This window comes from Photobacterium sp. Hal280 (assembly GCF_037162255.1).
GTDB lineage: Bacteria > Pseudomonadota > Gammaproteobacteria > Enterobacterales > Vibrionaceae > Photobacterium.
In genome coordinates, this window is sequence record NZ_JARLUO010000005.1 from 2,817,787 (window position 1) to 2,833,322 (window position 15,536).

Below are 15,536 nucleotides of genomic sequence, written 5' to 3' on the forward strand. Positions count from 1 at the left end.
CACTCACCCCGCTTTCTGCATCGGCTGTGGTGCGGCCGTTTCTGCATCCGCGGAGGGTTGGCGATCCAGATCCCGGCTGATCAGCACCAGAAGAGCCACTGAGATATCGGCCAGCAGCGCTTTATAACCCTGAATGGCACGGGTGAAATGGTTGTAAATCACCACAGCCGGGATCGCGGCCACCAGGCCAATGGCCGTCGCCAGTAAAGCTTCGGCAATCCCGGGGGCCACCACAGCCAGATTAGTGGTTTTGGTCTCGGCAATCCCGATAAATGCATTCATGATGCCCCATACAGTGCCGAAGAGTCCGACAAACGGGGCCACGGAACCGACGGTCGCCAGGATCCCCGTCCCCTGATTCATCTGGCGTCCCGCTGAAGCCTGCACCCGGTCCAGCCGGGCCTGAACCCGTTCCTTGATCCCATGGTCACTGGCCGCCCCGCGACCAGACAAGACCAACTCATGCCGGGCAGCATGAAGCAGCGCCATGCCCATTCCCTTGCCTGCTTGTGTATTGTCCGCCCCGGTTTCCAGCGTGTCTGCGGCAACCAGCGTCCGCAGGATCCGGCGCGCATGGCGGTTCGCCGTGACAATCTGTAACTGCTTCGCAACGCCCATCGCCCAGGTCAGCACAGACGCCACCAGCAACAGAATCATCACAGATTTCACCACCCAGTCCGCCGCCTGATACATCCCCAGGGGAGATAAATCCATGCCCGCATGGGTTTGCGCCGGATGGGCCATGTCAGGCTGCACGGTTTCTGGCTCAGTCGCTACGGGTTGTTTCGCAGCAGGTTGTAAGCCTTCCGATTGCACCGCTTCACTCCCCGGCAGATCCACCTGGGGATCCAACATCCGGACAGGCTCAGACGCAGGTTCCGCAGCAGCTGCGCTGTGTGCCAAACCCGGCGTTGTTTCCGACTGTGCAACACTCTGGCAAGACCACACCATGCCCGCGAAAATCATCACGGCCACCTGAAGACGCATCAGTCCTGCGATCCATCCATTTCTCTGATTCATATCCCTTTCCATTGTGATTTTTTCCAGTCCAGCAGACGTGACGAAACACGTCCGGCAAAACGCTCCTATGAGAGATACCGAACGAGCCCATCAAATCCGTAATCCAGTCACGAATTTTTTTCAGCATGGGGTGGATTGGGTCAGAAACGCTTTTCGATTTTCAGGCTCACCTCGCTTTGCTCGTGGCTGTACAACCAGTCCACATTGCTGTGCACCCGGTTGTGCGTCAGACTCACAACCGGCGTCAGATCCCAGACACTCAGTCCGGTCAAGCGAGTTTCCAGGGTGTAACTCTGCTCATCATCTTGTCGCCTTGCTGCCAGCAATGGGCTGTAAGCCTGATAGTCCCGCCGGCGGAACGAAGTGAAAAGTGAGGTCTCAATCCCTATCTCCCAAGCGCGCTGAACGCCGAGCCGCACACCGGCCATCTGGTAGGCGTACACGGCCTCATCGGTGCGTTTGTCCGTCCAGTCCAGGCCGCCAAACAACAGCCACTGCCCGGGGAGCTGATGCCAGAGCGTGGCATATCCGGCGTACTGCCAGCCGGACTGAAAATCCAGCCCGTCGGGCAAAAAGCGCAGATCTTTCGCTTCGGCCTCCAGCTTGAACGCTGTGGCTGCCGAGAAGAGATACAGCCCGCTCAGCTTGCCGCCCCAGGCCTGATACAAGGCATCATTTCCCTGTGTCCGGTATTCGAACAGCGGTGCTGCCAGCCACTGATAATCCGCCGTGTGATAGCTGTAACCCAGATAGGTCAGCAAAGTGTGTTCATTGTACTGACTGTGGTGAAGGTAATTATCGCCGTAAGCCAGCCCCTGAAAGCTGATACCGTGATGGCCGCCCAATGAGATGCGTTTGTTCAGACTGGCTTCAAAGGTGGTACCGTATGCCGATTGCGCTTTCGGGGTTTTGCGCTCGACCAGGCAGTCACCGTTTGGCATCAGCAGCAGACAAGTATAGCTTTCCGACGACAGGTTCAGGTTCGTGTTGTAGCCGGGCCCGAAGGAGAATGCCCCCTGCCAGCTGTCCCGGTAAAGCAGGGCTTGTGAGAATGCATCCACGGTTTCAAGCACGCCCTGCGCTTTGGGATCATGGATCGGCAGCGAGGCACGGATCTGCTCAAACAGCTTCAACGCATCGTGGTTTTTGTGGTTTTCGAACAACACACGCGCCAGTTCGAGCTGACCCGGCAGGAAGTCCGGCTGCAGTTCGAGCAGCGCCCGGTACGACGTCTCGGCTGTGTCTAACGCGCCCGCCGCTCTGGCCAGCGCGCCCTGCGCGTAATACACCAGCATCATGTCATGACCGGGCAGCGCCAGATAACGGGCCAGAAAGCCACGAGCCGCCACCCAGCGCCGGGCTTTGACCGACAGATAAACCGCCTGCCCCAGAGCGTTGAGATTGTCCTCGACCTGATACACCTGCCCGTCGATCACCAGCGCTTCGGCATCTTCCCTGGCCTGTTCAGCCTCCAGCAGACGCTGTTCTTTTTCCCTGGCCTGCAACACAGTGCTCTGCTCCAGACGCAGGTTGGTGTCCTGATCGGCGCGGGCAATCGGCGAAAAAAATAAAAAATAAAGAATGGCCAGAGCGGCGCAGGACCGCAGACGATCCGGATACATCATCAACATGCTAAAACCTGATGGCGATACAACAAAAAAACAGGAGCAGTGCCGACTGCTCCTGTTGCGCTCAGTCGGATCGGAAGCGACCCGTCATCTGATGATCACTGCTTGGTGCCGCCAAAGGCAGTATCCAGCGCTTTGGCATTGCCGGAAAACTGTGCGATACCGGCCAGCGCTGCAGCATTGTTGCCGAAGAAATGACCTTTGGCGGTACCACTGACAGGGCCCACTGTGGCTGTGCCGTTAAAGGCAGCGGTGGCACTGTTGATTGACGCGTTCACACCCAGGGTATACTGGCTGTTGGCAATCGAGCCGCTCAGGGTATTGTTGGTGAAATTCGCCGTAAAGGTACCGTTCAGATCGTTGCTGCCGGAGAACTTGTTCACCCCTTTCACCGCATACGTCGCCGTGCCGCTGGTGGGGAGTGTGGTGCCTGTGGTATCGCCGACATAATAGACAGCGCGATCCGCATCGCTGCTGATATCGCTGGCCCACTCACCGAACCACACATCACCGGCCCCCACTTTGGCAAAGTTGAACTGGCCCATGCCGGAATGGCCGCCGCCCAGCACATTGACGCCGTTCTGAACGCTGCTGTAATTTTTCAGGGCCTGAAAATCGACTTTCTGCGTGGTCGAACCCAGAGAAGCCGCACCGATACCGGCACGGCCTGCGACGTGCGGTCCTCCGTTGACATTAGATTCACCCACCTCAACATGGGTGTTGTAACTCTGATTTCCGGCAAAATTGGCTTGGGCAGCGCCGCTGATGCAGGCAGAAAGTACAGCAATCGTCATAACAACTTTTTTCATTTTTACATATCCTTATTGAAATTTGAGTTGGCTCTTAAAGGCAGCATGTGATTGCCTTCATTAGCTATACCGAGCCACAGCTTCAAATCCGTAAAACAAAGTGACATTTTTTTCTCGCCGTCAGAAATTCACCTGCAGCTTCACTTTCACCGTCCGACCCGGTGCCGGCACGCTGGAGCGCACTAAAGGATCGATGTAATAGAGATCTGTAAGGTTAGTGCCGACCACTTCCAGTGCCAGCGTCTCGTTGAAGCGGTACTGGGCATAGGCATCAAAGGTCAGCGCGTCATCCCGTGCCAGTTGTTCTTCATTTTTGCTGCCCGGGATATAGATAGTGCGCAGGCCGGTTTCCATCCGTCGATTGAAGAAACGCCCGCCAATGTTCAGGTTGACCGAGTATTCAGGGATCGCCTGATCGGTCAGGTAGCCGCCTTCAAACCCGGCATGGACACAATCAGCAACGGAGCCGTTAAAATCGGCCAGGATGGCCAGGCTCTCATCACAGACCTCATTGTTGAGCATGTAAGAGAGGCTGAGATCAGAGAAGAAGCTGCCGCTGTCATAACGACTCTGAAACTCCAGTCCCTCCAGCGTTTGCTGATCAATGTTATAAAAACGCAGCAAGTTGCCGGACCGCTCGATCACATCCTTAGTCTGGTGATGGAAATAGGTCAGTTTGAGATCGGCCAGGTCAAAATTCTGAACAAAGGCCACTTCATGGTTGTAGGCATGCTCCGGCTTTAAACCGCTGTAAGGGTTCTCATTGGCCGAAAAACCCAGGGTACTTTCAAACATGCTGGGGAAGCGAACCGCTTCGGTGTAGCGGTAATACATCCGGCTGGTCTCGGTAAACATCACAGTGGCGGACAGAGCCGGCACCCAGGCACTGCCTTTCTTTTTGCCGCCGGAGATTTGCTTGTCATACGCCGCCACTGGCGCACCATGACTTCTGCAGGAGTCTTCGACGTAGTTGTCTTTTTCCTGCCGGGCAATGACACAGGGGTTATTACTGCGGCTGTAACGCCCTTTGCCATCATGCAGCCACTCATTCTCCTGGTGTTCGACTTCATAAGTGGGCTGCCGGGCTTCCGCATACATTGCCGCCTCTTCTTCCGGCGTCAGTGGCGGCTTGCCGAAAATACTGTTAACGAAATTCGTGGTCTCAATCTCCTTGGCCACCCCAGCCTCTTTCTGTTCAATCTCTTCCGGGGTGTACTTTTCCACTGTTTTATAAGCCAGCAACATCCCTTTGTCGGCAGAATGCTCTTGGGTAAAACGGCTGTCGCCCGCCGCGATCCTATCCGACAGAAAATCATCAATCGCCCAGTAGTTCTTGTAACTGGCACCTGCGGTGAAGCGCAGAAAATCGACCGGTTGCCACTGAAAATTGAACTGGCCTTCATACTCCTGACGGCGGCCTTCCCGCGGCCAGTGGCGCCAGCCATCAATGGTGCCGCGGTATTCATCATCGGAACGCAATTTGTGGTACTGGTAGCGCCCGGCCAGCGTCAGGCCCAAGGCATCGGTCAGTTGCATTTGGTTGCTGAGATCAAAACCGATCCGGCTGTCTTTGGCATTGGTCGCAGCGGTGTTACGCAGGATAGAGCTGGCACCCGGCTCCGGCTCTGCCACATCGACACGGTTGGCATAGTTGGGAAAACCACCGGCAGTGTTGGTATCACTGACGGTATAAGTGGTCCACAGGTTCGAGGTGAGGTTGATATAGGGATGGTCCGGCTGCCAGGCATAACGGATATTGTAAGCCTGAGATTCAACATGGCTCAGCGGCCACTGGGCCATTTCGCCATTGCTGCCGATATTGCCGGAACGGCTGGCCATGATTTCCCCGTAACTGGCATCGGTATAGCGGGCACCAAATTCCAGCGTTTGTTGATCCGCCAGATTGAACTTGGCTTTCAGCAGATAAGATTCCAGCTCACTGGAGGTATTGGGCACTTCATACCCAGGTTTCTGACGCCTGGCGAGTGAACGCGGGTTAATCCGGGTCATCAAAAATTCAGACTCATTGGGATGATTGTAAAAATCCGCATTCCGGGTACCGCTGAAATAATTCCCTTTATTGCGATAGGCATACGCGGCGAGTAACTCATAATTCTCTTTCTTGGCCGCCAGCGCCAGCCGGTAAGCATAGTCTTCGCCGGCGAACGGGTTGTGCTCCTTATCGTTGCTCATCACTTTCCACAGCGACGGGTCGCCATAGGCATACTCAGGGCTCTCCTGCGGAAAGCCGGGGACATCCCGGTAATCCTGCCCGGTCAGCAGCACAGGTTCTCTGGGAGTGATGGCATTGTTACTGCCTTCAACGACAATTTCACCGCCGAAGGTTTCGCCTTCGTTCAGAATATCCGAGGCAGAAAGGGTATTGACCACCACGGCACCGCCCACCGAGGTATGCACATTGGGGGTCAGCGACGGGCCTTTGAGCACCTGAATGCCGCCGACCAGATTGGGATCGATATAGTTCCGGTTCGACACCCCGCGGTAACCGCGCCAGACCGTCAGATCCTGCTCTGTGCCGTCAATCGACAAAGGCACCCGCCCTGGCCCCTGTACCCCGCGGATACTGGGATCCACCCCGCCGCCATTACGGGCATCACCGCTGTACACGTTGACCATGCCTTTAAACATATCCGCGGCATCTTTGCCTTTGTAGCGCTCGATGTCATCCTTGCCGGAATAGACCGTCGAAATATCTTCGTCATACACCGCATATTCTCCGGCTTCGTCCCGCGTCAGGCCGCCGGATTCGCCGTAAGACACACTGATGGTATCCAGTGTCATGGTATTGTCATTCGACACCATGTCGTTCGACGCGATCTGGTACGAACCATCGGCCTGCGGCGAGGCGTGAAGCCCGGTGCTGGCCAGCAGCAGTTCCAGCGCCTGATCCGCGGTGAAGCGGCCATGCACCCCGTCGCTGCGCAGTCCCTGCGACAGGCTGGCATCCATATGCAGGGTGAGGTTCGATTGCAGGGCGAGCTGAGTGAGCGATGTGTCGAGATCCCCGACCGGAATATCATATTGTTGTTCAGCAGACTCCGCCCAGACAATGCCGGGAAGAGTGGTGACCGCCAACCCCAGATGGGCTTTCAGCAGCAAGGCTGTGAGAGTGGGCTTAACCTTGTGATGCACTGTGATTTCCTTCTCAAATTCTTAGTCTTTGCCTGCGTACACCGCACGAGAAGGACAAAACCGTAACCGGTCATCACAGGGGATGACCATTTTGTTACCGCGTTCACAAAATCAAGGAGAAGGGGCCGGGATTACTGTTACCCAATAACGGGTCAGGAAGCGGGCCTGGATCGGCAGGATGGTTTCCAGCTGCCTGAGCACCAGATCAGGATTGTCCAGATCAAACACACCTGTCACTGAAAGTTCAGCCAGTTGCGGATCCACCCTGACAACACCAGTCCGGTATCGGGACAGCTCATTGATCAGGGTCGTCAGCGGCATACTGCGGGCAACCAGCCGATGCGAGGCCCAACTGGCGTCATATTCTGACAAGGCTTTGACGGCACTCACCGCCTGATCGGAAAAATCTGCCCACTGCCCGGCTGAAAGCAGCTGAGGTTGCTTATTATTCGAAGGGCTGAGCCGGACTTTGCCCGCCTGTACTTTCACCACGGTCCGGCCCTCAAGCTGACGGACACTGAACCGGGTGCCGATGGGGGTCACCTGGCCCTGCATGCTGGTCAGAGTAAACGGGGTCAGATGATGAGCGCTTTGGATCAGGACTTCGCCTTGTTCCAGTGTCAGGTGCCGCGCGTGCCGATTGAAATCAACATAGATCTCGGTATCCGTATTGAGTACCAACTGCGTGCCATCCGATAAGGTCAGCTGGCGGATTTCACCCACAGCTGTGGCATAAACCTGCCCCCGGGGTGTGTGATGAAGTACCTTGACCGCCACCAGACCGGCTGTCAGTAAACCCAACGCGGCCACAGACAGCAGCCTTCGCCTACCGGTGCCGTGGCGGGCCATCAGAATACGCCGGCTGGACGTCTGTTTGGGCAATGCAGCAAATTGTCCCTGCAGCTGCGTCAGCTGCTGCCAGGCTGACTCGTTGTCCGGGTGATCCGTACGCCAGGCTGCAAAAGCACGCTTGTCATCATCCGTCACATCATCAGCCCAGAGCCGCGCCATCCAGCGAGACGCCTGCCGGATTGATTCGACAGAAATACGCTGCGGGGTCAAAAGGCCTCCATGCTCGCCGTCATGCAAGCCTGCAACGCTTTGGCGATATATTTTTCGACTGAAGATACCGACACCTCCAGTTCTGCAGCGATTTGCTTGTAGCTCATGTTGTCAATCTGGCGCATCAGCAGCGCCTGTCTGACCTTATCCGGCAAATGGCGCATCAACCTGTCCACCTCCAGCAAGGCTTGCACCATTTGCAGCCGCTCCTCCGACGACACCGCCACTTGTTGCGGCTGCTGTTGCAGGTATTCGAGATAGGCAGATTCCACCCGGCGGCGGCGGTAAAAATCAATCACCAGCCCCTTGGCGATATGCGTCAGGTAACGGCGGGATTCCCCTGAAGCCGGCAGCCTGCCGCTGCTCAGCAACCTGAGGTAAGTATCCTGCACCAGATCCGCTGTCGTAAACGGACAGCTCATACGGCGCTGAATAAAAACCGATAACCAACCTTGATGCTGCTGATAGAGTCTCCCCACTTGCTTGATATAGAACTGATCTGCCCCTGTCATCGTCCGGTGCTCCTGCATGTTATGACTGTCCAATTACGCCAATGCAAACATTAATGATAATGATTATCAATAAAAGCAGTAAATATTCAACCTTGAGAATACAGATGCCGGTTTTTTTCGGCAGATCTTTGCTCCACTGCATAGTAAACAGGCCAAAACTACATAAAATTCAGCGCCTGTCATCAAACAGCCATCTTGCTTCAACAGAATTGGTTATTTGATAAAAATCTTTTTTGGCCGGACGATCCCCGCAATCCTGCTGATGAGCGGGCCAATGCCTTATCGTCTGTGGCTTTTATCGGGGAATCAGACGCATAGATATCTGGTCGGGTCAAAAAGTTGACACAACTCACATGCTGGTAAGGAAAAGAAACTCTGCTATACTTACGACCTTGTTAATTCAGCCACTTTGTGGCACTGGCAGCGGATCTCCACAGCCCTTGTGTCGACGGTTCAGTCAGTCTGTACAGCCTTTTCGTCAGCTTTATCAAAGCAATGCAACTGCTTTTATAAAGCAAGTAATGTTGCCAAACAATTTGTATGGCTCAGTGATACCTTTCAGGACTTTGTTGATAAAAACACGATCATGATCTCATTTTGTAGCTATGATTCAACATCAACAGATCAGCCCTTTGAGGTATAAAAGCGCCAGAAGTTTCCTTCAAGTTCTCGGAGAATATTCTCAATGAAAAAACCAAAATCGTCTGCACGATTGGTCCTAAGACAGAATCTGTTGAAATGCTGACCAAACTGGTGAACGCCGGTATGAACGTGATGCGTCTGAATTTCTCGCACGGCGATTTCGCCGAGCACGGTCAGCGTATCCAGAACGTTCGTGAAGTCATGGCGCAAACCGGTCAACCTGTGGCCATTTTGCTGGATACCAAAGGGCCTGAAATCCGCACCATCAAACTGGAAGGCGGCGCAGACGTTTCACTGACCGCGGGTCAGGAATTCACTTTCACCACTGACACCACAGTTGTCGGCAACCAAGACCGCGTGGCCGTGACTTACCCGGGTTTCGCCAATGACCTGTCTGCCGGCGACACGATCCTGGTTGACGATGGTCTGATCGAAATGGAAGTGCTGGCCACCACAGACACTGAAGTGAAATGTCGTGTCCTGAACAACGGCGATCTGGGCGAAAACAAAGGTGTGAACCTGCCTGGCGTGTCTGTCAAGCTGCCGGCACTGGCTGAGAAAGACAAAGCCGACCTGAAATTCGGCTGTGAGCAAGGCGTTGACTTCGTTGCGGCTTCTTTCATCCGTAAAGCAGAAGATGTGAACGAAATCCGCGAACTGCTGAATGCGAACGGCGGCGAGAAGATCCAGATCATCTCTAAGATCGAAAACCAGGAAGGTGTGGATAACTTCGACGCGATTCTGGAAGCCTCAGACGGTATCATGGTTGCCCGTGGTGACCTGGGTGTCGAAATCCCGGTAGAAGAAGTGATCTTCGCGCAGAAGATGATGATCGAGAAGTGTAACCGTGCCCGTAAAGTGGTGATCACGGCCACTCAGATGCTGGATTCGATGATCAAGAACCCGCGTCCGACCCGTGCCGAAGCCGGTGACGTTGCCAACGCCATCATGGACGGTACGGATGCCGTGATGCTGTCTGGTGAGTCGGCGAAAGGGAAATACCCGATTGAAGCGGTCACCATCATGGCGCAAATCTGTGCCCGTACTGATTCAGCCATGCGTGCGTCTCTGAGTGCACGTCTGGACAGCCCTCGCCTGCGCATTACTGAAGCGGTCTGTAAAGGTGCGGTAGACACCGCCGAGAAGCTGAATGCACCGCTGATCGTCGTGGCCACCGAAGCCGGTAAGTCTGCCCGCTCTGTGCGTAAGTACTTCCCGACGGCTAATATCCTGGCGATCACCACGAACAGCAAAACCGCCGCTCAGCTGTGCCTGACCAAAGGCGTCACGCCAGTGGTGGTCGATGCCATCGAAAGCACGGATGCCTTCTACGCACGCGGTAAAGCGCTGGCGCTGGAATCCGGTCTGGGTGCGAAAGGCGATATCGTGGTGATGGTTTCCGGTGCACTGGTCCCTTCAGGCACGACGAACACGGCCTCGGTACACGTGCTGTAATTTCAGCCGTTACGGCAATGACTGCATGCAACGACTGCATACAGAAAGATGCATAGAAAACGGGAGCTTCGGCTCCCGTTTTGTTTATCTGCCCGCCTGTTTTTGTATTGCCTGACTTTTGTATTGCCTGACTAAGATTCACCAGCCAAAGATTTCCTTGTGATGCGTATTGAGCAATATAACAGCCAGCAGGAAATACAAGGCGCTGACGTGAAAGCCGAGCCAACACAGCAGCAATGCCATACAACGAACTAAAACGGTATTGAACATCGACCTGCCCTCCACGCATGCTGTCTGCCACATTGAAACCCTCTGGCATCCAATGGCACAGCCACACGCTCAACCGAAAATGTCTCCACACCCCTTATTAGACTTTAGTCTAATGTCGACAGAAAAGGCCACTACGAAAAAGCCCGCCAGGCAGTGCCTGGCGGGCTTGAATACTAAGGGGATCAACTGGAGAAGGATCAGGCTTTCAGTGAACGCTCACCGCGGGCTATACCGACCACACCGCTGCGGGCAACTTCAATGATTTCAGTCGCTTCGCTGACCGCATCCAAAAACGCATCCAGTTTTTCACTGGTGCCGGCCAGCTGGACGGTATAAATCTGGCTGGTGACATCGACAATCTGACCACGGAAGATATCCGAGGTACGTTTGACTTCTGCACGGGCATAGCCGCTGGCTTTCACTTTCACCAGCATCAGCTCACGCTCAACATGCTCTGAGTCGGTCACATTGCTGACTTTCAGAATATCGATCAGCTTGTGCAAGTGCTTCTCGATCTGCTCCAGCGCCGCATCCTCCACGCTGGTCGTAATATTCAGCCGCGACAGCGTCGGATCATCCGTCGGTGCTACAGTCAAAGATTCAATGTTGTAACCACGCTGGGAGAACAACCCCACCACGCGTGAAAGTGCACCTGGTTCGTTTTCTAATAATACTGATACAATCCTGCGCATTAGGTTCTCTCCGTTTTACTCAGCCACATTTCACTCATGGATCCGCCCCGGATCAGCATCGGGTAAACGTGCTCTGTTTCATCCACGCTGATATCGACAAAGACTAACTTATCTTTCATTGCTAAAGCGCGTTCCAGCTCACTTTCCAGCTTCGCCGGATCCGAAATTCGGATACCAACATGGCCATAAGCTTCTGCAATCGCAGCAAAATCAGGTACTGAATCCATGTAGGAGTGCGAGTGGCGGCCCTGATAAATCATGTCCTGCCATTGTTTGACCATGCCCAGGAAACGGTTATTCAGGTTAATGATTTTCACCGGAATGTCGTACTGCAGGGCGGTCGACAATTCCTGGATGTTCATCTGAATACTGCCGTCACCGGTCACGCAGAGCACTTCCGCATCCGGAAAAGCGAACTTCACACCCATCGCCGCCGGCAGGCCAAAGCCCATGGTGCCCAGGCCACCGGAATTTAACCAGCGACGCGGCTTGTCGAACGGATAGTAGAGGGCGGCAAACATCTGGTGCTGACCCACATCCGATGCCACGTAGGCATCACCATTGGTTAATTTATAAACCGTTTCAATGACCTGCTGAGGTTTGATGCGGTCACTGTCTGTTTTGTAGCTCAGACATTTGCGTGCCCGCCAGGATTCGATTTCGCTCCACCATTCATCCATCGCAGCGCTATCATTACTGCCCTGCTGCTCTTCCAGCAGTTTCAGCATGCTGTTGAGCACCGCATCGGCCGAGCCGACGATCGGAATATCTGCTTTGACGGTTTTGGAAATCGACGACGGGTCGATATCGATATGCATGATGGTGGCATTCGGACAGTATTTTTCCAGATTATTGGTGGTACGGTCATCAAAACGAACCCCGATCCCAAAAATCAGATCGGCATTGTGCATGGTCATATTCGCTTCATAAGTACCATGCATACCCAGCATGCCCACGCTGTTGCGGTGCGTGCCGGGGAAAGCGCCCAGCCCCATCAGGGTACTGACCACAGGAATGTTCAGGCTTTCCGCCAGTGCCAGCACCTGCTGCTCACTGTTCGACATGATGACACCGCCCCCCACGTACAGAACCGGCTTCTTCGCAGCCAGCAAGGCTTTCACGCCGCGCTTGATCTGACCTTTGTGGCCCTGCAGGGTGGGATTGTACGAGCGCATGCTGATCGCTTCCGGGTACTGGTACGGATAGGCTTTTGACGGATCCAGCATGTCTTTGGGGATATCGACAACCACAGGTCCGGGACGGCCGCTGGCTGCAATGTAAAAGGCTTTTTTGATGATGGCCGGAATGTCTTCGGTTCGCTGCACCAGAAAACTGTGTTTCACCACCGGACGGGAGATACCGACCATGTCGCATTCCTGGAAAGCATCGTTCCCAATCAGGTGACTCATCACCTGACCGGACAGGACCACCATAGGGATAGAATCCATATACGCGGTCGCAATACCGGTAATGGCGTTGGTTGCACCCGGACCTGAGGTCACCAGTACAACGCCGACTTCACCTGTGGCACGGGCATAGCCGTCTGCCATGTGAACGGCCGCTTGTTCATGGCGCACGAGTACGTGCTCGATGTCGCTCTTTTCATGCAGCGCATCGTAAATATCCAGAACAGAACCGCCAGGGTAACCGAAGATATGCTTCACGCCTTGGTCGATCATCGAACGGACGATCATATCAGCGCCGGACAACATTTCCATATTCTTGTCTCCAGGTTGCGTATACCTGCGTCTGTACCGGAGCCTCTGACCTTGTGTGCCGGGTAATCATGGCGAGCTGGGGCTGTCTTTCTGTGCCGCAGCAGCAGAAGGGCAGTCATACCGGGTTACGCCAGAATACCGAACGGGTTTGCTTGGCAATCTTCGCCGTCAGCAAGACAGCGGTAGGGAGCAGACCAACAATGTCAGTGGTACAGACGGGTATAACATAGTTAGGGCTTATCTTTAGCCTAAAGAAATCCAGTGTTTTTCGTACTATGTGACTGCCAGCGGACATTCCCACCAGCAGTAACCCAGTCGCCACCTTAACGTTTTTTAACCACTGGCGTCCATTCCCCACAGCGATTTCGTGGTTATTTTCTGTACTGACTGTAAATAGCCTTATTAACGGCCATCGAATAGAAATCGAGCAGGATAATGAACCAGTATCACAGTTACAAATCAGCATATGCGCCCAACACAATCCATCGTACTGCTGGAATAGTGGCAGAAAATCATGAAAAAGGCGGGCGGGAGTCTCGCAGACAAGACAACGGCCTGCTGGCAGGCCGTTGCGACGGAAAGTATTTCCGGATGGTTTTGCTTAGCGCTTGGGTGAGTCCTGGCGCGGGTGCTCGTGATACATGGCTTCGATCTGCTGATGATAGCGCTGCAGGATCACCTTGCGCCGCAGCTTCTGGGTCGGTGTCAGCTCTCCCTCATCCATAGAGAAGGCTTGGGGCAGCAAAGTGAACTTTTTCACCTGCTCGAATTTGGCGAGATCTTTTTGCAACTCAGCAATGCGTTTCTCGACCACGGCCATGATCTGGCTGTGCCTGAGCAGCTCCATACGGTTGTGATACTTGATATTCAACTCGCGGGCGTGGTTTTCCAGGGTTTCGAAGCAAGGCACCACCAGGGCAGACACAAACTTGCGGGCATCGGCAATCACCGCAATCTGTTCGATCATCGAATCCTTACCGATCGCGCCTTCAATCACCTGAGGCGCAATATACTTGCCGCCTGAGGTTTTCATCAGCTCCTTAATCCGGTCGGTGATGAACAGATTCCCCTGTGCATCGAATTCGCCGGCATCACCGGTTTTCAGGAAACCGTCCGCGGTAAAGTTCGCGGCGGTTTCTTCCGCCAGTTTGTAGTACCCGCGCATCACCATGGGACCGCGCACCAGAATTTCACTGTTGTCGCCGATTTTCACTTCGGCGCCCGGCATCAGGGTGCCAATCGAATCGGCGTTAAAACCAATATCGTCCCAGCAGGAGACGGTTGCCGTGGTTTCCGTCATCCCGTAGCCCAGCTTGACGTTGATGCCGATGGCATGAAAGAAACGTCCGATACCGGCATCCAGCTTGGCGCCGCCGCACGGCATGAACTTGATGCGTCCGCCCAGCACGTCTCGCAGCTTTGACAGCACCAGCTTGTCTGCCACTTTGTGGGCGATGTTTAACCAGGCCGCAGGCCGGCGGTTCTGCTGACGGCATGCCGCCATACGGTGACCCATGGCCAGCGCGGCGTGAAACAGCGCCCGGCGATGCACCGGGGCTTTGGCCACTTTGGCCTGCACCGCACTGTAGATTTTCTCGTAAACACGCGGCACCGCCGACATCACATTCGGCCGCACTTCCACCAGCGCCTCACGCAAAGCATTGGTGTCGGTCAGATAGCAGTTGATACCGCCGCGGTGCAGTACATAGAAAGTCCAGGCGCGTTCAAACACATGGGACAAGGGCAGGAAACACAAGGAGACATCCCCTGCGTTCAGGGCCAGCTTCTGATCATGGCCCTGCAGTTGCGCGGCAATATTGGCGTAATCCAGCATCACCCCTTTAGGCGTGCCTGTGGTGCCTGAGGTGTAGATCAGCGTCAGCAAATCATCCATCCGGCAATCAGCCAGACGGGCCTGCAGCACCTCTTCATCCCCGTTTCCGGCCTCGGCGACAAACTGCTCATAATCACACACCAGCGCATGATCGGCAGGAGCGCAGTGGCCATCCATCAGCACGATGCGTTCGAGCTGCGGGCACTCTGCCGCGATCTGCAAGACCGCATCCAGCTGGGCAGCCTCGCCCACGAACAGCACCTTAATGTCGGCGTTATTGATGATATAGGCCGCCTGCTGCGCGGTACTGGTGGGATAAATCGGCACCGTCACCCCGCGCAGGGACAAGGTCGACAGATCGGCGACCGTCCAGCGGGCCATATTGGGCGAAAAAATCCCGACTTTATCCTGAACGCCGACGCCCTGGGCCAGCAATGCCAGTGACAGCTGATGGATCTGCTCACCCAGCATCTGCCAGCTGATGTCCCGCCACTGGCCATCCTGATGATAACGAAGCGCAACACGGCTGCCCAAACGGGCGATCTGGTGCTGAATACGGTGAACGATGTGGTAGTCAAGTTGTGACATAAACGGCTCTGTCATGAAATTAGCTTACAGCTGTTCGCTGAAGGAGCGGAAAGTCTACTGATCGGACATCAAAAGGCAACAGAGATCAGCAGCGCAAAAGGCAGAATGCTGCATGGCTCTCACTCCTTCAGATGGCATCAGACAATTCGGCGA

Annotated in this window: 10 protein-coding genes; 1 reads left to right on the forward strand and 9 read right to left on the reverse strand. The window is 54.8% G+C overall.

What is annotated here, in order from left to right; all coding sequences use genetic code 11:
- Window positions 1-3 precede the first annotated feature (3 nt).
- From exbB to P4S53_RS22185, 6 genes are all read right to left on the reverse strand, one after another.
- Complete coding sequence (gene exbB, locus P4S53_RS22160; RefSeq protein ID WP_442958705.1) at window positions 4-855, reverse strand: tonB-system energizer ExbB; 852 nt, start codon at window positions 853-855, stop codon at window positions 4-6.
- Window positions 856-1,160: 305 nt separating this feature from the next.
- The gene (locus tag P4S53_RS22165; RefSeq protein WP_337114410.1) at window positions 1,161-2,651 is read right to left on the reverse strand and encodes a surface lipoprotein assembly modifier; all 1,491 of its coding nucleotides are present in this window, start codon (window positions 2,649-2,651) and stop codon (window positions 1,161-1,163) included.
- 95 nt (window positions 2,652-2,746) lie between these two features.
- The gene (locus tag P4S53_RS22170) at window positions 2,747-3,457 is read right to left on the reverse strand and encodes a Slam-dependent surface lipoprotein (protein WP_337114411.1); all 711 of its coding nucleotides are present in this window, start codon (window positions 3,455-3,457) and stop codon (window positions 2,747-2,749) included.
- 120 nt (window positions 3,458-3,577) lie between these two features.
- A complete protein-coding gene (locus P4S53_RS22175; protein WP_337114412.1) occupies window positions 3,578-6,610 on the reverse strand; it encodes a TonB-dependent receptor in 3,033 nt (1,010 codons plus the stop codon).
- Between the two features lie 111 nt (window positions 6,611-6,721).
- Window positions 6,722-7,672: a FecR family protein gene (locus P4S53_RS22180; RefSeq protein ID WP_337114413.1), complete on the reverse strand. Its 951-nt coding sequence runs from the start codon at window positions 7,670-7,672 to the stop codon at window positions 6,722-6,724.
- Complete coding sequence (locus tag P4S53_RS22185; RefSeq protein WP_337114414.1) at window positions 7,669-8,184, reverse strand: sigma-70 family RNA polymerase sigma factor; 516 nt, start codon at window positions 8,182-8,184, stop codon at window positions 7,669-7,671. Before P4S53_RS22185 ends, P4S53_RS22180 begins: the two co-directional genes overlap by 4 nt.
- A 678-nt stretch (window positions 8,185-8,862) precedes the next feature.
- On the opposite strand from P4S53_RS22185, the gene pykF reads away from it, so the two are divergent.
- Complete coding sequence (gene pykF, locus P4S53_RS22190) at window positions 8,863-10,281, forward strand: pyruvate kinase PykF (protein ID WP_337114556.1); 1,419 nt, start codon at window positions 8,863-8,865, stop codon at window positions 10,279-10,281.
- A gap of 467 nt (window positions 10,282-10,748) precedes the next feature.
- Here the strand turns inward: pykF and ilvN are convergent, their stop codons facing one another.
- The 3 genes from ilvN to P4S53_RS22205 form a co-directional block, all read right to left on the reverse strand.
- Window positions 10,749-11,243, reverse strand: a complete 495-nt coding sequence (gene ilvN, locus P4S53_RS22195) for an acetolactate synthase small subunit (RefSeq protein ID WP_337114415.1) — start codon at window positions 11,241-11,243, stop codon at window positions 10,749-10,751.
- The gene (locus P4S53_RS22200) at window positions 11,243-12,961 is read right to left on the reverse strand and encodes an acetolactate synthase 3 large subunit (RefSeq protein WP_337114416.1); all 1,719 of its coding nucleotides are present in this window, start codon (window positions 12,959-12,961) and stop codon (window positions 11,243-11,245) included. Before P4S53_RS22200 ends, ilvN begins: the two co-directional genes overlap by 1 nt.
- 601 nt (window positions 12,962-13,562) lie before the next feature.
- A complete protein-coding gene (locus P4S53_RS22205) occupies window positions 13,563-15,383 on the reverse strand; it encodes an AMP-dependent synthetase/ligase (protein WP_337114417.1) in 1,821 nt (606 codons plus the stop codon).
- Window positions 15,384-15,536 lie beyond the last annotated feature (153 nt).